16 protein-coding genes and 2 pseudogenes are annotated in these 20,186 nt (G+C 59.2%); 12 read left to right on the top strand and 6 right to left on the bottom strand.

All coding sequences use genetic code 11. The annotated features are described in order from the left end of the window. Positions 1–219: 219 nt before the first annotated feature. Together J3349_RS07170 and rsmD are read right to left on the bottom strand one after the other, a co-directional pair. On the bottom strand, positions 220–681 hold the full coding sequence (locus tag J3349_RS07170) for an ATPase (RefSeq protein WP_207676918.1): 462 nt from the start codon (positions 679–681) through the stop codon (positions 220–222). Continuing rightward, positions 681–1,265 (bottom strand): annotated as a pseudogene (gene rsmD, locus J3349_RS07165) (16S rRNA (guanine(966)-N(2))-methyltransferase RsmD); the annotation flags it as partial. The gene J3349_RS07170 and the pseudogene rsmD, both read right to left, overlap by 1 nt. 155 nt (positions 1,266–1,420) lie before the next feature. Here rsmD and J3349_RS07160 point away from each other — a divergent pair. The 5 genes from J3349_RS07160 to J3349_RS07140 all read left to right on the top strand — a co-directional run bounded on the left by J3349_RS07160 (position 1,421) and on the right by J3349_RS07140 (position 6,859). After that, positions 1,421–2,041, top strand: coding sequence for a flavodoxin family protein (locus J3349_RS07160; protein ID WP_207676917.1), 621 nt, complete (start codon positions 1,421–1,423; stop codon positions 2,039–2,041). 184 nt (positions 2,042–2,225) lie between these two features. Next, positions 2,226–4,613: a glycoside hydrolase family 2 TIM barrel-domain containing protein gene (locus tag J3349_RS07155; RefSeq protein ID WP_207676916.1), complete on the top strand. Its 2,388-nt coding sequence runs from the start codon at positions 2,226–2,228 to the stop codon at positions 4,611–4,613. A gap of 136 nt (positions 4,614–4,749) precedes the next feature. Beyond that, entirely contained in the window at positions 4,750–5,145 is a 396-nt protein-coding gene (locus tag J3349_RS07150) for a hypothetical protein (RefSeq protein WP_207676915.1), read from the top strand. Between the two features lie 3 nt (positions 5,146–5,148). Beyond that, positions 5,149–5,985 (top strand): DUF5685 family protein, encoded by an 837-nt coding sequence (locus tag J3349_RS07145; RefSeq protein ID WP_207676914.1) that lies wholly within the window; start codon positions 5,149–5,151, stop codon positions 5,983–5,985. Between the two features lie 118 nt (positions 5,986–6,103). Continuing rightward, positions 6,104–6,859 (top strand): J domain-containing protein, encoded by a 756-nt coding sequence (locus J3349_RS07140; protein WP_207676913.1) that lies wholly within the window; start codon positions 6,104–6,106, stop codon positions 6,857–6,859. Positions 6,860–6,903: 44 nt separating this feature from the next. On the opposite strand, the gene J3349_RS07135 is transcribed toward J3349_RS07140, so the two are convergent. The 4 genes from J3349_RS07135 to serC all read right to left on the bottom strand — a co-directional run bounded on the left by J3349_RS07135 (position 6,904) and on the right by serC (position 11,811). Beyond that, positions 6,904–8,139, bottom strand: coding sequence for a hypothetical protein (locus J3349_RS07135; RefSeq protein WP_158396252.1), 1,236 nt, complete (start codon positions 8,137–8,139; stop codon positions 6,904–6,906). Between the two features lie 283 nt (positions 8,140–8,422). Beyond that, positions 8,423–9,361: a hypothetical protein gene (locus J3349_RS07130; protein WP_207676912.1), complete on the bottom strand. Its 939-nt coding sequence runs from the start codon at positions 9,359–9,361 to the stop codon at positions 8,423–8,425. Positions 9,362–9,540: 179 nt separating this feature from the next. Next, positions 9,541–10,701, bottom strand: coding sequence for a phosphoglycerate dehydrogenase (locus J3349_RS07125; RefSeq protein ID WP_207676911.1), 1,161 nt, complete (start codon positions 10,699–10,701; stop codon positions 9,541–9,543). A 27-nt stretch (positions 10,702–10,728) separates the two neighbouring features. Then, positions 10,729–11,811: a 3-phosphoserine/phosphohydroxythreonine transaminase gene (gene serC, locus J3349_RS07120; protein WP_158400180.1), complete on the bottom strand. Its 1,083-nt coding sequence runs from the start codon at positions 11,809–11,811 to the stop codon at positions 10,729–10,731. A gap of 324 nt (positions 11,812–12,135) precedes the next feature. Here serC and J3349_RS07115 point away from each other — a divergent pair, with 324 nt between their 5' ends. From J3349_RS07115 to ilvD, 7 genes and pseudogenes are all read left to right on the top strand, one after another. Further along, positions 12,136–12,558 (top strand): BlaI/MecI/CopY family transcriptional regulator, encoded by a 423-nt coding sequence (locus J3349_RS07115; RefSeq protein ID WP_207676910.1) that lies wholly within the window; start codon positions 12,136–12,138, stop codon positions 12,556–12,558. A 137-nt stretch (positions 12,559–12,695) separates the two neighbouring features. After that, positions 12,696–13,850: a 23S rRNA (uracil(1939)-C(5))-methyltransferase RlmD gene (gene rlmD / locus J3349_RS07110; RefSeq protein WP_207676909.1), complete on the top strand. Its 1,155-nt coding sequence runs from the start codon at positions 12,696–12,698 to the stop codon at positions 13,848–13,850. A gap of 14 nt (positions 13,851–13,864) precedes the next feature. Beyond that, positions 13,865–14,590: a FadR/GntR family transcriptional regulator gene (locus J3349_RS07105; protein ID WP_158396241.1), complete on the top strand. Its 726-nt coding sequence runs from the start codon at positions 13,865–13,867 to the stop codon at positions 14,588–14,590. A gap of 291 nt (positions 14,591–14,881) precedes the next feature. Next, entirely contained in the window at positions 14,882–15,961 is a 1,080-nt protein-coding gene (locus tag J3349_RS07100) for a Gfo/Idh/MocA family oxidoreductase (RefSeq protein ID WP_207676908.1), read from the top strand. A gap of 27 nt (positions 15,962–15,988) precedes the next feature. Further along, entirely contained in the window at positions 15,989–16,849 is an 861-nt protein-coding gene (locus J3349_RS07095) for a sugar phosphate isomerase/epimerase family protein (RefSeq protein ID WP_207676907.1), read from the top strand. A gap of 42 nt (positions 16,850–16,891) precedes the next feature. Beyond that, a complete protein-coding gene (locus tag J3349_RS07090) occupies positions 16,892–18,301 on the top strand; it encodes an SLC13 family permease (protein ID WP_207676906.1) in 1,410 nt (469 codons plus the stop codon). 48 nt (positions 18,302–18,349) lie between these two features. Then, positions 18,350–20,099: pseudogene (gene ilvD, locus J3349_RS07085) on the top strand (dihydroxy-acid dehydratase). Positions 20,100–20,186: the final 87 nt, after the last annotated feature.

The following is a 20,186-nucleotide window of genomic DNA, read 5'->3' as shown; positions in this document are numbered from 1 at the left end:
TCGTGTTCCGAGCCGTCCGATACGCCGGACATCTCCCGGGGAGTTTGTCCCGTTTTCTGCTCTGTCAAGATACCTGACGACTCTATTTTATTTTAGCAAATCGAAACGCTGAATGCAAGTTTTTTCCTGCGCTTTTTTCCTACAAAATGTTACAAAAAAAGCCCCTGCGAATCGTCATTTTTACTCGCAGGGGACTGTATTCAGGTCAGGAGCGGCTCATCACACGCCGCGGCGGGGGGTCTGGCGCAGGTTCGCGCGGACGTTTTTCACCTGGGCGGCGTTCTCAGACATCGTCTCCTCGGTGGTTTTCAGCATATTATCGCAGTAATCCGTGACCGTCTGGCGGACGGTGCGGGCCTCGGTCTGGGCAGCGGAGACGATCTCGGACGCACGCTGCTGGGCGGCGCGGACGATCTCGGCCTCGCTCACGAGGATGCGGGCGCGCTCTTCTGCCTTCTTGACGATGGCCTGTGCCTGCGCGTTGGCCGACTCGATGAGCTGAGCGCGGTCGCTGACGATGGACTGGGCCTGACGCAGCTCCACAGGGAGGTTTGCGCGGATGTCATCGAGATAGTCCCGAATTTGTTCCACATCCACGATGCGCTTGCCGCCCGAAAGGGGCATTCCGGTGCTCTCTTCCAGCAGGTCTTCGATGGTATCCAAAAGCTCGTTGACGTTCATCACGCTTCTCCTTCTTCCTCTGCGGCGTCTGCCATGGGTCTCACATATTTCCAGAGCAGGACTTTGCCGTACTTATACTGCTTCTTCAGCTGTAAACCGCCCACTTCGGCGGGGAGGACGAGTTTCGTCTCGCTCTCGCAGATGACGATGCCGCCGGGGGCGACGCACTTATCCACGATGGGGAGGATATTTTCCAGCGTGCCGTTGTGGAAGGGCGGGTCCAGCAGCACCAGATCGAACTGCTCCCGGCAGGCCGAGAGGAAGCGGGCCGCTTCGCCGATGTTGACGCGGCTGCGGTCAAAGACGCCGCAGTTCTTGCAGTTCTTCATAACGATGTTCACAGCCTCGCGGTTCTCGTCCAGGAACACGCACCGGGCAGCGCCCCGGCTCAGAGCCTCAATGCCCAGCTGGCCGCTGCCTGCGTACAGGTCCAGCACACGGGCTCCGGGCAGGTCGAACTGGACGATGCTGAACATCGCCTCCTTCACCTGATCGAGGGTGGGGCGGGTAATATCCGTGCCGGGCAGCGCTTCCAGCCGTCTGCCGCGGGCTTCTCCTGCAATGACTCGCATGGTTTTGGCCTCCTTCGGGTCTTTCCTGTTATCGTAACTTCATATTATCGTCATACCGCCGGTCTTTGTCAAGGGCAGTGTCATGATTCGTTGCGTTACGGTCATGAATGTGCTAAAATCATACCAGAACGCCGCTTTTTCGGGCGTACAAAAGGAGAGTATTTATCATGAAAGTCCTGCTCATCAACGGCAGCCCCCACGAGAAGGGCTGCACCTATACCGCACTGAGCCTCATCGCCGGGGAGCTGAACGCCGCCGGCATCGAGACGGAGATCTTGAACGTCGGCACAAAGCCCGTGGGCGGCTGCATCGGCTGCGGCGGCTGTGCTGCCGGCAAGGGCTGCGTCTTCGGCGGCGTGGTCAACGAGGCCATCGAGAAAGCCAAGACTGCCGACGCCTTCGTCTTCGGCACGCCGGTGCATTACGCTTCCGCCTCCGGCAACATGACCAGCTTCATGGACCGTCTCGCCTACGCGGGCGGCAGGTATCTGGCCTACAAGCCCGCCGCCATCTGCTGCTCGGCCCGCCGCGCCGGCACCACCAGCGCCCTCGATCAGCTGGTGAAGTACCCCGAGTTCTTCCATATGCCGCTGGTGAGCGGCTCCTACTGGCCCATGGTCCACGGTTCGAACCCCGAGCAGGTATTGCAGGACGCCGAGGGCTGCGCCGTCATGCAGGAGCTGGGCCGCAACATGGCCTGGCTGCTCCGGTGCATCGAGGCCGGCAAAGCCGCGGGCATCCAGCACCCGGAGAATCCCCGCAGACCCATGACCAACTTTATACGTTAAACCTCTCAGTCAAAGCCTGACGGAGAGGTTTTCTCCAAAGGGCCGCGTTTCCGCCGGGAACGCGGCCCTTTCTTTCTGAAATTTTATTCAGAAACCGATAAAATCCGGCGCGGATTCTTTTTTCGTTCATAACTTTGTGGTAGCATAGGAACTAAAGTATTCTTTGCCACGGAGAACATTTGCCATGGAACACTACGATTGGAACGACGGCTGGCTTTTCACCCCGGTCTTTGACCCCGCCATCGTGCGGCCGGAATGCCCGGAGCTGACCCTTGAGCCGGTGCGCCTGCCCCACACGGTCAAGGCCCTGCCCTACAATTACTGCAACGAGAACGACTACCAGAAGCTTTCGGGCTACCGGCGGGAGTTTTTTGCGCCCAAAGAATGGGAGGGCCGCACCGTTCTGCTCACCTTCGGAGCCGTGGCCCATGACGCCACGGTGTTCTGCAACGGGCGGCGGGTGTTCCACCACAGCTGCGGCTACACCGCTTTTACCGTCGATTTGACCAGTGCTCTCCATCTGGGTCAGAAGAACGTGGTGGCTGTCCGCTGCGACAGCCGCGAAGATTTGAACATCCCGCCCTTCGGCGGGCAGATGGACTTTCTGACCTACGGCGGCATCTGCCGCGCCGTCTGCCTCGACGTGAAAGAGCCCGCCTACCTGCGGGACATCTTCATCGAGACGAAGGCCGAGGGCGATTTCCGCATCTACACGGCCACCGTGGGCGAGACCGTCGGCTGCACGTTACAGGCCGAGATACGCAGCCCCTCGGGCAGCCGGGCGTTCTACACCGGCGAGCTGTCGCTGCCCATCACCGGCGCACTGAACAGCGTCCATCCGTGGAGCATCGAGCACCCCACCCTCTACACCCTGACCGTCCGGCTCATCCGTCCCGGCACCGGCGGCCTGCCCGACCGGGTCCTGGACGAGAAAAGCTGCCGGTTCGGCTTCCGTACTCTGCAGTTCGTGGCGGGCGGGCTCTACCTCAACGGCCAGCGGGTGGAGCTGCGGGGCCTCAACCGCCGCCAGAGCTACGCCTATCAGGGCTATGCCATGCCCGACAGCATCCAGCGTCTGGACGCTCAGCTCCTGAAAAAGCAGCTGGGCTGCAACGCCGTGCGCCTCACCACTCCTCCCAGCCCCGCCTTCCTCGATGCCTGCGACGAGCTGGGCCTTTTGGTCTTTGTGGAGATGCCCGGCTGGCAGCACGTCGGCGACGACATCTGGAAAGCGCAGGCTCTGCAGAACTGCCGCGAGATGGTCTGCCAGTGCCGCAGCCACCCCAGCATCTTTTTGTGGGGCGTGCGGGTCAGCGGCAGCGCCGACGACGAGAGCTTTTATAAGCGCACCAACGAGACGGTGCGCCGCCTCGACCCCACCCGCCCCACGGCTGGTACCCGCAGCACCCGCCGCAGCCAGCTTCTGGAAGATGTTTACGCCTATGCCGACTACTCCTACCACGGGCGCGGCGTCGGGTGCGAGGCCCGCACCGCCGTCACACCCGACACCCGGAAAGGCTATCTCATCAGCGAATTCGAGGGCGCCCAGTTCCCGGCCAAGCCCTTCGACGACGAGCCCCACCGCCTGGCGCAGGCCCTGCGCTACGCCGCCGTCCTCAACGACGCCATCGCTCAGCAGGGCGTGGCGGGCAGCTTCGGCTGGTGCATGACCGACTACAACACCCACCGCGAATTCGGCAGCGGCGACCGCATCAGCTATCAGGGTGTGATGGACATGTTCCGCAACCCGAAGCTTTCTGCCGCCGTCTACGCCAGCCAGAAGACGCCCCGCTCCCCTTCCGACATCGTGCTCGAAATTTCATCCAGCATGGCGCTGGGCGACCATCCGGGCGGCTTTGCGGGGGCGTGCTGGGCGTTCACCAACGCCGAGAGCCTGCGGCTCTACCGGGACAACGACTTCGTAGCCGAGTTCACCCCCGACCGCCGGGGCCGTTTTGCGGCTCTGCCCCACCCGCCCATCGAGATACACGATTTCGTGGGCCTGCTGCTTGAAAAATACGAGGGCATCGACCGCACTGCCGCGCCGCAGGTAGCCGCCATCCTCAACGAGATGCGCCGGGACTCTATGGAGCTTTCGCCCCTGTCCCGGGCGCGGATGTACTCACTGCGCCTGAGCTGGAACGAGCTGGTGCAGCTTTATTACAAATATATCGGTGTGCTGGGCAGCCCCGCCGCCGTTTACCGCTTCGAGGCCGTGTGGCATGGCCGGGCCGTCCGCACCGTCGTAAAGGAGCCGGTGCAGAGCGTCCGGCTGGAATGCACCGTCCACAATCCCATCCTGACCGACGGTCCCACCTGGGACTGTGCCGCCGTGAGCCTGCGGGCCATCGACCAGAACGGCAATCTCCTGCCCTACTGTGGTGAGGCCGTTCAGCTGAGCGTAGAGGGGCCGCTGCGCATCCTTGGCCCCAGCGTCGTCCCTCTGCGGGGCGGCATGGCAGGCACCTATCTCGCCACCACCGGCGAGGCCGGCCCGGCCAAGCTCCACTGCCGGATGGAGGGTGCCTTGGACACCGAAGTTTCCCTCACCATCCGCTGCCGGGAGGAGTGAGCGGCACTTAAACGCCGTCTCTTTACGATAGGTTTGCACTCTGTTCAAAATTTTCTCATGGTTGCATGGTATCCTGAGAGCAGAAAAATACAGAAGGGGCGGCGCATCCGCCCCTCTTTTATGAGGAAGGACGTTTATGAAAGAAAAGATCCGCCAGTTCATGATAGGCCGCTACGGCACCGATGGTCTGAACCAGTTTTTGAACATCGCCTCTCTCGTGCTGATCCTGGTCTATATCCTCACCCGTCTGCCGCTGCTGCTGTACGTTGGCGTGGTGCTGCTGGGCTTCTGCTACTACCGGATGTTCAGCCGCAACATCTCCAAGCGCACCGAAGAAAATTATAAATACTACGCCGTGAAGGACCGCATCCGCAATAAGTTCAGCGGCCTGAAGGACCAGTGGGACAACCGCAGGCTATACCACTATTACCGCTGCCCTCAGTGCCGCCAGAAGCTGCGCGTTCCCCGGGGCCGGGGCCGCATCCAGATCTCCTGCCCCCGCTGCGGCACTCAGTTCATCAAGAAGAGCTAACGTATGTTTGGATATGTCATCCCGAATCAGGCCGCGCTGGACGACGAGGCCAAGGCCCGCTACCGCACGGCCTACTGCGGCCTCTGCCGCCGCATCGGTGCGCTCCACGGCCTGCGGGGCCGTCTGACGCTGAGTTACGATCTGACGTTCTTGGATCTGCTGCTTTCCAGCCTCTACGAGGGTGAGAGCGAGTGCGTCACCGGCAGCGGCCACTGCCCCATCCACCCCATCCGGAAGATAAATTGGCGGCACAGCGGCCCCACCGACTACTGCGCCGATATGAGCGTGGCGCTCCACTACTACAACGCCGCCGATAAATGGAACGACGACCACAGCCTGCTGGGCCTCGGCTTCGAAAAGCTGCTGGACTCCCCTGCTCAGACCGTCGCACAGCGCTGGCCCCGACAGTGCAATGCCATCCGCACCTGCCTCGACCGGCTGACTCAGCTGGAAGCCGAGGGCAGCGAGGACCTTGACGCTGTGTCGGGCTGCTTCGGCGAGCTGATGGCCGAGCTGTTCGACTACAAGCAGGACCACTGGTCGCCGGAGCTGCGGAGCATCGGCTTCCATCTGGGCAAATTCATCTACCTGCTGGACGCCTACGATGACCTGGCACGGGACGAGAAAAAGGGCGCATACAATCCGCTGCGCTCCCTCAGCCGTCAGCCCGGCTACGAGGAAGAGATGCGGGACATCTTCGAGCTGCTGTTAGCCCGGTGCGCCAGAAGCTTCGAGCGTCTGCCCTGCGTGGAGGACGCGGACCTTCTGCGGAACATCCTGTATTCCGGCGTGTGGCTCAAATACAACTGCAAGCAGGCCAAAGAGACCCAGAAAAAGTAACCAATTCCGCCCAAAAGGCGGATTTTGTCTTGATTTTGCAGGCACTGTCCTGTAGACTGTAATATTGTATGGAACGAAAAGGCCGCGCATGGCCTGAGAGACGTGAGGAAGTAGACCCATGAGAGATCCCTATGAGGTGCTGGGCATCCAGCGCGGCGCAACCGACGACGAGATAAAGAAAGCCTACCGTGCCAAGTGCAAGCGCTGGCACCCCGACCTGAACCCCAACGACCCCACCGCCGAAGAGCACTTCAAAGAGGTGCAGGCAGCTTACGACGCCATCACCAAGGGCGACACCGGCCCCCAGATGGGCGGACAGCCCGGCGGCGGTTACGGCTACGGCCAGCAGGGTTATTATCAGGGCGGCTACCAGCAGGGATACGATCCGGGCTACAGCCAGAACGGCTGGCAGCAGGACGATTTCGGCTTCGGGTTCGACCCGTTTGGTTTCGGATTCGGCTTTGGCGGCTACCAGCAGCAGAGCGGGGCCAGCTACTCCGGCTCTGACAGCCCCGAGATGCAGGCGGCCCGCAACTTTGTGGCCAATGGCCGCTACGCTGAGGCCCGCCGGGTGCTGGACAGCATGAACAGCCGCTCAGCGCGGTGGTACTACCTCTCCTCGCTGGCCAATCAGGGCCTCGGCAACAGCATCGATGCGCTGCAGGACGCCCGCCGCGCCGTTCAGCTGGACCCCAACAACACCGAGTACCAGATTCACCTGCGCCGGATGCAGAACCCCGGCCAGACCTACCGCACCCAGACCACCTACGCCCAGCCCGGCGGGCTGATGCGCTGGTGCTGGAGCATGATTTTGCTCAATCTGCTCTGCAACTGCTGCTGTGGCGGCGGCTGGGGCTGGCGGTTCCGGATGTAACTAAAAAACGAAGGAGCATTGCTAATGCAGTGCTCCTTCGTTTTTTAGCGTTCGGCCAGTCTCGCAATTCCGAGGCCATCCTTCACTTCGACCTCAACAGCAGAATCCCGAGATTCATCTTCATAGCTAAGCAGCATCCACCTGTTCCAATAAAGTTGGTATCTCCTCTCTATCGGCCTTGCTCCGTTCATGAGGTCCTCTTCAAAAAACAAAAATCCATTTTCATCTGTGGCCATTTTATAGAAATTTTCCTTTTCTTCCTCCAGTTCATTTGGGTGCTCTATGTAGGCTTTCAGCTTTGTATTCGGCAGAGGATAATCGTCTCCCGCCCATACGAGCACCCGGAATTCCTCGTCCTCCGACTCTTCTTTTGTCTCCCGCATGGAAACATAAGCTCCTTCCCATCCGTCCTTTTTTCCTCCGGCTACAACTTGAAGGGAGTAGGGTGAAACATAGGGACTGTAACCGTCCGCTTCTACCGCATAGTAGTATATCCCGGGCTGCAATTTTTCAAACACCATCGGTTTCGATAACTGCCCTCGTTTCATCTGTACAATTTTCCGCGTTTCGGCATCCAGAAGCGATATGATTACCTGATGCTTGCTAAGGTCATAGTAGTTATACAGCACCATATCGCTGCTGTCACCCAAGTATTTTGCCTTGGAGCAAAACAAAAAGGGGGATGCGGTTATCTTGAATTTGTCCTCAGCACACGGTTGGATCTTCTCTCTATCAAATTCGAAGTCCAGCTTTTCAGCTTTCGGTATGGGTTTCCGACCCTTGTCCCACGTTACATAGAGAATGATGTCCACCTTTTCCCCCATCCGATGATAAATAAGGCTTCCCGGCACATAGTTGATGCCGTACACCTTGAATTCCCCATCACTCTCCTCTACGTCCTCATTTTCTCTTTGGTTCGCCGCCTCGTCATATACGATGTCCGCTATACTGCCGGGCGCGGAGATCTCATTTTCCACCTTTTCATAACTATCGTAGAAATTGATGTTTGGCACCTCGTAATAGTGAAGCTTGCAGTATTCTCCGTAACAAAAAAAGATAATTGCAACTACCAAAAACAGTTCTCCTGCACACCGCTTCAGAGGCTTCTCTTCCTCCTTATCATTCTCCGAATCCTTATTCTCCTGAAAGAGCTGAGCGATTGCCACGACTGCAGCAATCCCCATGATCACCGATGTTGTAGAGTTATAGATCGTAAGCATTCCTTTTGCAAACACCGGATCTATAGAATCACGAAGGAAATCCATCATCATCCCCAGCATCTTCATTCCCCCTTTTTATTTTTTCGTCCGTGATTCTATAATAAACATTTTCCCGACACATTTCAAGGGTTTTTTGTAGTTTTTACCATAATCTTTTCGTGGATATTTTTCTTATATATACATCATGCACAATTTTATTTGAAATAAACTAGTATACATAACAGATTGCGTGTGTTTTTTCCAAAATTTGTTTTCGTGTGTACACGCAAAAAAGAGTGCCACCGCACGATTCCTCGTGCAGCGGCACTCTCATTTCATTTTACTTTTTTCAGAACAGCACCCTTTAGCTGATGACGATGGTCCGTGTGATCTTCTCACAGGAATAGTTGCCGGAGACTGTTGCCGTCTGGGTGTAGATCCCCGGCTGCGTCGGGAACTCCGTGGACTTGCTGCTGAACAGGCCCTTCTTTTTATAAGTACAGGTGACCTTGGCATTATCGACCACCACGCCGTCCGACTCCAGCAGAGCGCCGACATTGTGTGCCTCCGCCTCGGCCAGCGTCATCCCGGCGGGCAGGTCTTCGGCCCAGTAGAGGCGGACGCCCTCGGTCTTGGGCTTTATCTTGAACATGGCCACACCGGCGGTGTTCAAATCGCCGGATTCCAGCGCCACGGCACCCGCAACATAGCTGCCCGAATCCACGGGCTGTTCATCCAGATAGATGCGGCTGAACGCGCCCTCGGGAAGGTAGCGGCGGATGAGCTCGAGAGAGAGCTTCAGGCCCATGGACATATCCTTCAGGGTGGGGATATAGAATTTCAGGGTATCCATCACCTTGACGACCTCATCGGCCACGCCCAGCAGCACACTGACGTCGTTGCCGTCGATGAGCTGTTTGACATAGGCGTAGACATTGAACTCTTCTACCTGATCAGGGGTCTTGGACATCTTGCGGGGCAGGGGTATCATCTTGAGCAGGGTGCGGAGCTTATCGGAGAGCACGAGAGTGACGTAGCCCTTGGCTTCGCCCTTAACGCCCAGCACCACGCCGATATACTGCGCGTCCGCCGGGCGGGTGACCACCGACAGCTCGAACGGGGAGCCATAGACCAGCTTTCCGGCAGCCTGCAGACGAATGGAGACGACTTCATTCGTCTCTTCCAGCCGGGTCTGAGAGGCGCGGGGCAATTCGGTCTCTGCCGAGGCGGCCAGCACCGGGGTCACCATGCTCAGCATGAGGGCTGCTGTGAGAAGCAGCGAAAGCATTCTTTTGGCCTTCATATGGACAAACCTCCTGTATTCATCATCTTCAGCCGGGCGGGCCGCACAGGCTGACACTCCGGCTAGTATGATTTTACCGCAAATCCCTGCTGTGGTCAATGACGGGATTCAAGTGTATCCGCTCACGAAAAGACCGCTGCCCCGGCAGGGCAGCGGCCTCAGAAAATTTTATCGCAGCATCACAGGATGCGCACCCGGACGACGGCGGGGATGGCCGAGAGCTTCGCGGCCAGTGTATCATTCACGGCACCGGTGGCGTCCAGCATGGTGTAGGCCATGTTCTTCTTGCTCTTGTTCACCATGTTCTCGATGTTCAGGCCCGCCTCCGTGGTCAGGGCGGTGATCTGGCTGATCATGCCCGGCTCGTTCTTGTGGATGATGCAGATGCGCTTGCCGCCGGCGCGGGGCTGATGCACCTCGGGCATGTTCACCGAGTGGGTGATGTTGCCGTTCTTGAGGTAGTCGTTGAGCTCCTGGGCGGCCATGACCGCGCAGTTGTCCTCGGCCTCCGGGGTAGAAGCGCCCAGATGAGGCGTGCAGATGACGCCCGGACGGCCCAGCAGAGCTTCCGTGGGGAAGTCGGTCATATAGCCGGACACTTTGCCGGTGTCAAGGGCTTCCAGCAGGGCGTCGGTGTTCACCAGCTCACCGCGGGCGTAGTTCAGCAGCTTGACACCGTCCTTGCAGAGGGCCAGCGTCTGGGCATTGATGGTGTCCTTGGTGGTGGGCAGATACGGCACATGGATGGTGATGTAGTCGCAGAGGGGCAGCATATCATTCAGGTTGACGCAGTGGTGGACCTGACTGCTCAGGTTCCACGCAGCATCAATGGAGATATAGGGGTCATAGCCGTAGACTTCCATGCCCAGCTCGATGGCGCAGTTGGCAACGCGGGAACCGATGGCACCCAGGCCGATGACGCCGAGGGTCTTGCCCTTGATCTCGTTGCCCACGAACTGCTTTTTGCCCTTCTCCACGCTCTTTGCCATGGCGGGGTCGCCGGCAAGACCCTGAGTCCACTGGGCGGCAGCAGCCACATTGCGGCTGCCTGCGATGAGCATACCGATGACCAGTTCCGCCACAGCGTTGGCGTTTGCACCGGGCGTGTTGAACACCACGATGCCCTGCTCACTGCACCGGTCGAGAGGAATATTGTTGACACCGGCACCGGCGCGGGCAATGGCCAGCAGGTTGTCATCGAAGGTGGTGTTCAGCAGGTCGGCGCTGCGGACAAGGATGCCATCAGGGGCGTCGGTGTCCACCGAGACATCGAACAGGTTTTTGTTCAGCTTTGCCAGACCCACCGGGCTGATGGCGTTCAGGGTTTTGATGGTGAACATACTTTCCTATCTCCTATACACAAAAACTCATGCATTCTCTTTGCGGAACTTCTCCATGAAGTCTACCAGCTTGTCGATGCCCTCGGCTGGCATTGCGTTGTAGATGGAGGCGCGCATACCGCCCACGAGGCGGTGGCCCTTCAGGTTGACGAAACCGGCGTCTGCGGCCTCGGCGCAGAACTTCTTGTCGAGGTCAGGGTCAGGGCTGGTGAAGGTGACGTTCATGGTGCTGCGGTAGCGGTGCTCCACGGGATTGTTGAAGAAGTCCTGACCATCGAGGTAGTCGTACAGGACTTTAGCCTTGGCCTCGTTGATCTTCTGCATATTGGCAAGACCGCCGATGTCGTTTTCCAGATACTTGAGCACCAGACCGGTCATGTAGATGCACCAGCAGGGCGGCGTATTGTACATACTGTCCTTGGCCAGCAGGGTGGTGTAGTTCATCATGGTGGGTACATTGTCGGCGGCGTGACCCAGCAGGTCGTCCCGGACGATGGCGATGGCCATACCGGCGGGGGCGACGTTCTTCTGGACGCCGAAGTAGATGCAGCCGTACTTGGTGACGTCCACGGGCTTGGAGAGGATCATGGAGCTCATATCCGCCACCAGCGGCACACCCTCCACCTGAGGCACCTCGACATACTGGGTGCCGAAGATGGTGTTGTTCTGGCAGATGTGGATGTAGCTTGCATCCTTGTCGTAGTCGATGGCGTTTACGTCCGGGATGTAGGTGAAGTTCTTATCCTTGCTGGACGCGACGATTTTGGCCTCGCCGAACTTTGCAGCTTCCTTTGCGGCCAGGTTGGAGAAGTTGCCGGTGACGATGTAGTCGGCCTTGCCGGTGGTCATGAAGTTCAGCGGCACCATGGCGAACTGCTGGGTCGCGCCGCCCTGGAAGAAGCCGACCTTATAATGATCGGGAATGTTCATCACCCGGCGCAGGGTGGCTTCGGTGTCGGTGATGATGGCGTCGAACCACTTGCTGCGGTGGCTCATCTCCATCACGCTCTGGCCGCTGCCGCCGTATTCGAGCAGCTCTGCCTGAGCCTGCTTGAGCACCTTTTCGGGCAACATGCTGGGACCTGCGCTGAAATTATAAACTCGTGCCATGACGGATTCTCTCCTTTTCCTCTATCTGACGGCCCGTTCGGGCGTTGTGCTCTGGATTTGTCCGTAGTATAATGGTTTTGAGGGGTGCAAAACAAGAGCATCTTTGCACAAAGTTGAGCCGTCAAAGCCCGGGCGGGCGCACGAAGCGCACAAACGTCCTCGTGCAGAGGACATTTTCAGAGACATTTGTAAAATAGCTAGTGGATAACCGCATGGCTGCTGGGTTTTCTGCTTTTGTCCTTTTTCCTGATTTTTGGTATAATCGCAGCATCTAAGACAAATGTAAAATCAAGTTTTTTTACTCATAAAGGAGAGATCGCCCCCATGTATGGCATTCCGGACAGGCTGAAAGCCCTTTCGGCGGCGGAGGAACAGGTGCTTCTGGCCCTGTGGGACTGCAAACCGCCCGTGTCGCGGCGGGACATCGGTGCGCGTCTGGCCGAAAAAGGCTGGGCCGCCGCCACTGTGCTGAACTTTTTATACCGGCTGGAAGAGAAGGGCTGGGTCACCTGCACCAAAGAGCAGAACCACAACCTCTACGCCCCCACCGTCACCCGCCGGGCCTACGGCGTCTACACCATGCGCCAGCGTCTGGACACCGTCTTTGGCGGCGACCTCGCACAGGCTGTGCGGGCGCTGGTGAGCGAGAGCGGCTGCTCCCAGAGCGAGCTGGAACAGGCCATCGCTGTGCTGAACGAAAAGCACGCAGAATCGGAAGAATATGACCTGTATGACCCGTACGGTTAAACCTCTCAGTCTTGCCGCGCTCGCCGGCTTCCCTGTTAGGGGAGCCCTTGTCAGGCCGCTCAACTCGTACTGGATAAAAATGCACTGCCATCCGTAAGGCAATAGACCCTGCGGTCTGGTTTCAGGAGGATATGATAATGGATTGCAAACTTCGCGCCAAAAACTGCGGCGGCTGCCCGATGCTGGCCACCGAATACGCCGCACAGCTCAAAAAGAAAGAGGCCGACGTCCGCGCCCTGCTGGGCAAATACGGCCCCGTCTCCCCCATCCGGGGGATGGAAACGCCCTACCACTACCGCAATAAAGTGATTTCCACCTTTGCCCCCGCTGCCGGTGGAAAACTCACCTCCGGCATCTACGCGGCTCGCACCCACAAGGTGCTGCCGGTGGAGAGCTGCCTTTTGCAGGACGAGGTACTGGACAAGGTGATGCTGGCCGTCCGCGCCGCCGCCAACGCCTGCCGCTACCAGCCCTTCAACGAGGACAAAGGCACCGGCCTGCTCCGCCACTGCCTGCTCCGCCGGGGCGTCGCCACCGGTCAGGTGATGGTGGTGCTGGTCACGGCCCAGCCCGTGCTGCCCGGCGCAAAGAACTTCGTGAAAGCCCTGCTGGCCGAGGCCGAAAAGCGGGGCGTCCCCGTCACCACCGTCGTACAGAACTACAATCCCCGCCGCACCAGCGTCGTTTTGGGCGAGGACGAAAAAGTCCTCTACGGCAAGGGCTTCATCCTCGACACCCTCTGCGGCAAGACCTACGCCCTCAGCCCCCGCAGCTTCTATCAGGTGAACCCCGTCCAGACCGCCGTGCTCTACGGGCTGGCCGTCGATGCCGCCCACCTCACCGGCAAAGAAGTCGTCCTCGACGCCTACTGCGGCATCGGCACCATCGGCCTGACGGCCTCTGACAAGGCCCGGCAGGTGGTGGGCGTGGAAGTGAACCGGGACGCCGTCCGGGACGCCATCGGCAACGCGAAGCACAACGGCGTAAAAAACGCCCGCTTCTTTGCCGCTGACGCCACCGCATGGATACGGGAAGCCGCCGACGCGGGCCAGAAGGCCGACGTCGTCTTCATGGACCCGCCCCGGGAGGGTTCGACGCCCGCCTTCATCGAGAGCGTGGCCCGCATGGCCCCGAAGCGGGTGGTCTACGTCAGCTGCAACCCCGAGACGATGGCCCGCGACCTCGCTCTCCTGACCCAGAAAGGCTACCGCGCCGAGGGCTTCACGCCGGTGGATATGTTCCCCCACAGCGCACATTGTGAAGTGGTCGGGTCGCTGGTTCGTGTAAAATAAAAGAGGAAAAAGATATGGCATCGTTTTCTGGTATCAAGAACACCCTGCTGGCCGAGCAGGTGGAAGAGCAGCTGTACGAGTACATCACAAAGCTGCCCCTGAAGGCAGGCGACAAACTGCCCAACGAATTCAAGCTGGCGGAGATGTTCGGGGTAGGCCGCAGCACAGTGCGGGAAGCCGTAAAGCTCCTGGTCTCCCGGAACGTCCTCGAGACGCGGCGCGGCTCCGGCACCTATGTAAAAGACCTCGTCCCCACTGACCTCGACCCTTTGAATCTGCGCAACGTAGAAGATAAGGTCACACTGGCCATGAATCTGGTGGACCTGCGCCTCATCCTGGAGCCGGGCATCGCCGAGCTGGCAGCCTACAACGCCACCGACGAAGAGATCGAACATCTGAAAGACCTGTGCGACGCTGTGGAATATAAGATAGAGCATGACCTCTATTACATCCAGGACGACATCGATTTCCACACCTACATCGCCCGGTGCAGCAAGAACAAGGTGGTGGAGCAGATCATCTCCATCATCGAGACGGCGGTGCTGATGTTCGTGAACCTGACCCACCGCCGCCTGCGGCAGGAGACCATCATCACCCACCGCGCCATCACAAAATCCATCGCCGAGCACGACCCCGTAGGGGCGCGCAGCGCCATGACGATGCACATTTCCTATAACCGGGCCGCCATCAAAGAGATCTACGATGCACGGAATCGGGAGCTGGAAAATCAGGAACAATGACACTGCAAAGAGGTGCTACGGCACCTCTTTTTTGATTTTCAGGCTGCTGTTTCGCGGCAAAAGTTGTCTGACTGATTTTGCAAAAAAGTTTACATTTTCGATTCAATTCGTTCACACGACGAAATTTTCCTTCATTTTTGAGCAAAATGCACAATCAAAAAATCGCATAATGTGGGAAAAGTAGAAGCTTCCGGAAACAACTTGCTGTGAAAATCCGGAAGTGGTATCATGAAGCCAGAAAAAGTCGTGCGACAATTTTCCTGTTCAGAGCATCAAGAAAGGGAGAGAACAATGAAGTTGAAAACCGGTATCATCGGCTGCGGAAAGGTCGGCGATTTCCATGCAAAGGCATACGCCCAGCTGGAGAACAGCGAGTTCACTGCCGTGTGTGACGCCAATCTGGAGCGTGCAAAAGCCTTCGCAGAGCGATACAATGTCCACGCCTACTCGGACATTGCGGAGATGATCCAGAAAGAACATCTGAACGTCGTCAGCGTCTGCACCCCGCACCCCATCCACTGCGACCCCGCTGTGACCGCAGCGGAGAACGGCTGCAACGTCCTCATCGAGAAGCCTCTGGCTTCCAGCCTCGCTGACTGCGACCGCATCATCGAGGCAGGCGACAAGAACCACGTCACCATCGGCACGATGGTGCAGCGCCGCTTCTACCGCCCCTGTATGCGCATCCACGAGGCCATCGAGGCCGGCAAGATCGGCAAGCCGGTGCTGGGCATGGTCACCATGCTGGGCTGGCGTGATAAGGCCTACTACGACAGCGACGCATGGCGCGGCACCTGGAAGGGCGAAGGCGGCGGCGTTCTGGTCAACCAGGCACCCCATCAGCTCGACCTGCTGCTGTGGTACATGGGCGACGTCGATGAAGTATACGGCGTCTGGAAGAATCTGAACCACCCCTATATCGAAGTGGAAGATACCGCCGTGGCCGTCGTCAAATTCAAGAGCGGCGCCGTGGGCAACATCGTGGTCAGCAACAGCCAGAACCCCGCCCTCTACGGCAAGGTACACGTCTTCGGCGAGAACGGTGCAGGCGTGGGCGTCCAGACCGACGGCGGCGCAATGTTCATCGCCGGCATGTCCACCATCACCGAGCCGCCCTACAACGACCTGTGGACTGTTGAGGGCGAGGCCGACAAGCTGGAGGACTGGAAGAAGGGCGACTGCGACTTCTTCAACAGCGTGGACTCCATGTACTACTACCATCAGGAGCAGATCAAGGACTTCCTCCACGCCGTGGAGACCCACACTAAGCCCTTGGTGGACGCCCGCGACGGCCGCAAGACCGTGGAGCTGTTCGAGGCCATCTACCGCAGCACCCAGACCAACTCCGTCATCAAATTCCCCATCCGCTGAGATGGGCAAAAAGGAGTGCTGCTGCTTATGAAGACCTCTTATAATGAAGCCTGCGCCCGCGACTGCTCTACTCTGGAAAAGGATCTCGCCCTCTGTGAGAAAGCCGGCTTCGATTACATCGAAATACGACTTGATCTGCTCCGGGGCTGGCTCAAGGAGCACACGGTAGAGCAGCTCAAGGAATTTTTCGAAACGCATCGGCTCAAGCCCCACGCCATCAACGCCGTCTATCTGCATCAGGGGATGCTGCCGGACGAAACGCCCGACTGGGATGACCCCGCCATGCAGGACTTCAAGCTGGCCTGTGAGGTGGGCAGCGCCATCGGCAGCGGCTACGTCATCATCGTGCCGCCCCTCGACCCCAGCGGGGTGTTCACCGGTGATGTAGCCGCTGCAGAGCAGGAGTGCATCCGCATCCTGAAAAAGCTCTCGGCGCTGGCCCGGCCCTACGGCATGAAGCTCTGCTTCGAGCTGGTTGGCCTGCGCAAGAGCTGTGTGCGCAGCATCGAGGCCGCCGACCGCATTGTGCGGGCCGTGGACGAGGACAACGCAGGCTTCGTGTTCGATTCCTACAACATCCACCTCAACGGTCACTGCAACGATTTCAGCGCCATCAAAAACGTGCAGCCCGAAAAGATCTTTGCCGTCCACCTGATGAGCGCCGACGACGTCCCCGAAAGCGAGATGGGGCAGGACAAGCGCTGCTTTGCCGGCACCGGCGTCGTGGACACCGACAGCTTTTTGCAGACCCTGAAATGCTGCGGCTACGACGGCATGGTCTCGGTAGAGACCTTCCGCCCCGAATACTGGGCCAAGACCCCTGAGTGGGTCATCGAGAACGCCTATCGTACGACCTATGCCGCACTGGAAAAGAACCAGTGCCTGTAAGCTTAAAAGGAGTACATTATGTCACCTCTACATTTTGTGATCATGCTGATCATCGCGATCATCATCCTGACCGTTCTGACACTGAAATTCAAGATGCACCCGGTTATGGTGCTGTTCCTTACCGCCACCTTCTGCGGTCTAGCCTCCGGCAAGACCCTTGTAGACACCTTTGCTGCCATTACCAAATACTTCGGCTCGACCTTAGGCTCCATTGGTGTTATGATTATTTTTGGTGCAGTCATTGCATCGGGCATCAATGACACCGGCGCTGCCACCAGCATGGTCAACTTCTTCATCAAGAAGTTCAAGGGCAAGTGCCTTGAGCTGGCACCGTCCCTGACCGGCTTCATCATGAGCATCCCCGTCTTCGGCGACATCGCCATCATCCTGAACGCCCCCATCTCCGCCATACTTGCCAAGCGCAAGAAGCTGGGTATGCAGCAGGTCGCTCCCTTCGTTAACCTCGGCCTGACTCTGACCCACGGTCTGGTGCCTCCCACCCCCGGCATCCTGGCTGTCTCCATCCTGCTGGGCGCTGACATCGGCACTGTCATTATCATCGGCCTCATCTGCTCCGTCATCTCCTTCGTTGTCTGCTACCTCGGCCTGCGTCCTGTCTACGCCAAGGGCGAGTACGTCGCTCCCCTGCCCCAGTACACCGAGGGCATCGAGGCTGTGGAAGACACCAACGATGTAAACGCCCTGCTCATCAAGGAGGACAACACCCCCAGCGCCGGCGCTTCCTTCCTGCCCCTGCTTCTGCCTGCCGTGATGATCGCCATCGGCTCCATCGGCAAGCTGTTCACCGCAGAAGGCTCTGCCGCCTACAACTTCTTCAACACCTTCGGCAACACCGTTCTGGCTCTGTTCATGGGCATCATTGCTGTCGGCTGCCTGATCTGCGGCCGCAAGGACAAGGTCGTCAAGAAAGCCAATGCTGACGGCACCGGCTGCAAGCTGACCGAGAAGAGCTCCTGGTTTGAGATCGTCATGAACAACTGGGTGGGCCGCGCCCTCCAGATCGCCATCGGCGCTCTGCTCATCACCGCTATGGGCGGTGCCATGGGCGGCATCCTCCGCGAGAACGAAGCCATCGCCACCATCGGCGGCATGATCGCCGAGAGCAGCTTCCCCGCCGTTCTGGTGCCCTTTATCATGGCAGCCATCCTCATGACCGTCTGCGGTTCCATGACCACCGCCGCCATGACTGCTGCAGGTCTGATGGGCGGCCTGATGACCGTTCTGGGCCTCGACCCCGTCCTGACCACTCTGGCCATCGGCGCCGGCTCCATGGTCGGCTGGCACGTCAACAACAGCGGCTTCTGGATCTTCACCTCCCTGTACGGCTTTGACACCAAGCAGGGCCTGAAGTACTTCACCACCACCAACGCCCTCGGCGGCATCGTGGCCTTCATCGTGCTGGTCATCATCCACGCAGTCGGCCTCGTCTAAAATATCATTCGCACACACCAAATATCATGGAAGATACAGGGATTTGTTATGGAACTCACTAGTCAAAAAATGCGCAAGCTGGCTCCCGAGCTGGACCCGCTCCGTCTGGGTACCGGCTGGACGCCGGATGAACTTTCCAAGCCTCAGATCATCGTAGAAAGCACCTTTGGCGACAGCCACCCCGGCAGCGGCCATCTGGACAAGCTGGTCAACGCCGCCTGCAAGGGCGCAGCCGAGGCCGGCGGCCACGGCGCCCGGTACTTTGCCACCGACATCTGCGACGGCGAGAGTCAGGGTACCGACGGCATCAACTTCAGCCTCGCCAGCCGCGAGATGATCGCCAATATGATCGAGATCCACGCCAACGCGACCCCTTTTGACGGCGGCGTCTATATTTCCAGCTGCGACAAGGGTATGCCCGCGAACCTCATGGGGCTGGCCCGGGTGAACATCCCCTCGGTGGTGGTCACCGGCGGCACCATGCACGCAGGCCCGGAGCTGCTGACGCTGGAGCAGCTGGGTATGTACAGCGCAAAGTATGAGCGCGGCGAGATCGACGAAGCAAAGCTCAACTGGGCCAAGCAGAACGCCTGCCCCCAGCTGCGGTGCCTGCAGCTTCATCGGCACCGCCTCCACCATGCAGATCATGGCTGAGGCTCTGGGTCTGGCCCTGCCGGGCAGCGCCCTGCTGCCGGCCACCAGCCCCGACCTGGTGGAGTACGCCCGCCGGGCCGGCTATCAGGCCGTCGTCCTCGCCAAACAGGGCCTGCGCCCTAGCGACGTCGTGACGATGGACAGTTTCGAGAACGCTATCATGGTCCACGCGGCCATCTCCGGCTCCACTAACGCCCTGCTCCATCTGCCTGCTATCGCCCATGAATTTGGCATCTCCATCGACGGCGACACCTTTGACCGTCTCCACCGCGGCGCAAAGTACCTGCTGGACATCCGCCCGGCCGGCCGCTGGCCCGCAGAGTTCTTCTACTATGCCGGCGGCGTGCCTGCCATCATGGAGGAGATCCGGGATGTGCTCCATCTCGACGCCATGACCATCACCGGCAAGACGCTGGGCGAGAATCTGGACGAGCTGAAGGCGAACGGCTTCTACGAGCACTGCCAGCAACTGCTGGACGAGGCGAATGCCCGCTGCGGCATCAAGCTGACCCGCGCCGACATCATCCGCCCGGCTTCCGACCCCATCGGCACCGACGGCAGCATCGCCATCCTGAAGGGCAACCTTGCCCCGGAGGGCGCGGTCATCAAACACACCGCCTGCCCTAAGGAGATGTTCCAGGCTGTGCTCCGCGCTCGCCCCTTCGACAGCGAAGAAGAGTGTCTGGACGCCGTGCTCCACCACAAGGTGGAAAAGGGCGACGCCGTCTTCATCCGCTACGAAGGCCCTCAGGGCAGCGGCATGCCGGAGATGTTCTACACCAGCGAGGCCATCAGCTCGGACAAGGAGCTGGGCCGCAGCATCGCCCTCATCACGGATGGCCGCTTCTCCGGTGCATCCACCGGCCCCGTCATCGGCCACTGCAGCCCTGAGGCCCAGACCGGCGGCCCCATCGCTCTGGTGGAAGAGGGCGACCTCATCGAAATCGACATCCCCGCCCGCAAGCTGAACATCATCGGCATCAAGGGGGAGCGCAAGTCCCCCGAAGAGATCGACGCCGTGCTGGCTCAGCGCCGCGCTGCATGGAAGCCGAAGCCCCGCCGTTACAAGCGCGGCACACTGCGGCTGTTCAGTGAGCACGCCGCCAGCCCCATGAAGGGCGCCTACCTCGAGTATAACGACTAAGCTATTTTCTCATTCTCAAAACCTCCATCCTCTGCTTTGCAGAAAACCGCCCGGACGATGAGCGTCCGGGCGGTTTTCATTTTATAT

The sequence above is a fragment of the Faecalibacterium sp. Marseille-P9590 genome, from assembly GCF_017377665.1.
Taxonomy (GTDB): Bacteria; Bacillota; Clostridia; order Oscillospirales; family Ruminococcaceae; genus Faecalibacterium.
This window is presented reverse-complemented; position numbering and strand designations above follow the sequence as displayed.

Excerpts from the sequence above, each read along its gene's own strand:
- J3349_RS07145 (WP_207676914.1), top strand. The coding sequence starts at position 5,149 with ATGTTTGGATATGTCATCCCGAATCAGGCCGCGCTGGACGACGAGGCC.
- J3349_RS07105 (WP_158396241.1), top strand. The coding sequence starts at position 13,865 with ATGGCATCGTTTTCTGGTATCAAGAACACCCTGCTGGCCGAGCAGGTG.
- J3349_RS07125 (WP_207676911.1), bottom strand. The coding sequence starts at position 10,701 with ATGTTCACCATCAAAACCCTGAACGCCATCAGCCCGGTGGGTCTGGCA.
- J3349_RS07090 (WP_207676906.1), top strand. The coding sequence starts at position 16,892 with ATGCTGATCATCGCGATCATCATCCTGACCGTTCTGACACTGAAATTC.
- J3349_RS07095 (WP_207676907.1), top strand. The coding sequence starts at position 15,989 with ATGAAGACCTCTTATAATGAAGCCTGCGCCCGCGACTGCTCTACTCTG.
- J3349_RS07170 (WP_207676918.1), bottom strand. The coding sequence starts at position 681 with ATGAACGTCAACGAGCTTTTGGATACCATCGAAGACCTGCTGGAAGAG.
- rlmD (WP_207676909.1), top strand. The coding sequence starts at position 12,696 with ATGGATTGCAAACTTCGCGCCAAAAACTGCGGCGGCTGCCCGATGCTG.
- J3349_RS07140 (WP_207676913.1), top strand. The coding sequence starts at position 6,104 with ATGAGAGATCCCTATGAGGTGCTGGGCATCCAGCGCGGCGCAACCGAC.
- J3349_RS07155 (WP_207676916.1), top strand. The coding sequence starts at position 2,226 with ATGGAACACTACGATTGGAACGACGGCTGGCTTTTCACCCCGGTCTTT.
- J3349_RS07135 (WP_158396252.1), bottom strand. The coding sequence starts at position 8,139 with ATGCTGGGGATGATGATGGATTTCCTTCGTGATTCTATAGATCCGGTG.
- serC (WP_158400180.1), bottom strand. The coding sequence starts at position 11,811 with ATGGCACGAGTTTATAATTTCAGCGCAGGTCCCAGCATGTTGCCCGAA.
- J3349_RS07150 (WP_207676915.1), top strand. The coding sequence starts at position 4,750 with ATGAAAGAAAAGATCCGCCAGTTCATGATAGGCCGCTACGGCACCGAT.
- J3349_RS07115 (WP_207676910.1), top strand. The coding sequence starts at position 12,136 with ATGTATGGCATTCCGGACAGGCTGAAAGCCCTTTCGGCGGCGGAGGAA.
- J3349_RS07100 (WP_207676908.1), top strand. The coding sequence starts at position 14,882 with ATGAAGTTGAAAACCGGTATCATCGGCTGCGGAAAGGTCGGCGATTTC.
- J3349_RS07130 (WP_207676912.1), bottom strand. The coding sequence starts at position 9,361 with ATGAAGGCCAAAAGAATGCTTTCGCTGCTTCTCACAGCAGCCCTCATG.
- J3349_RS07160 (WP_207676917.1), top strand. The coding sequence starts at position 1,421 with ATGAAAGTCCTGCTCATCAACGGCAGCCCCCACGAGAAGGGCTGCACC.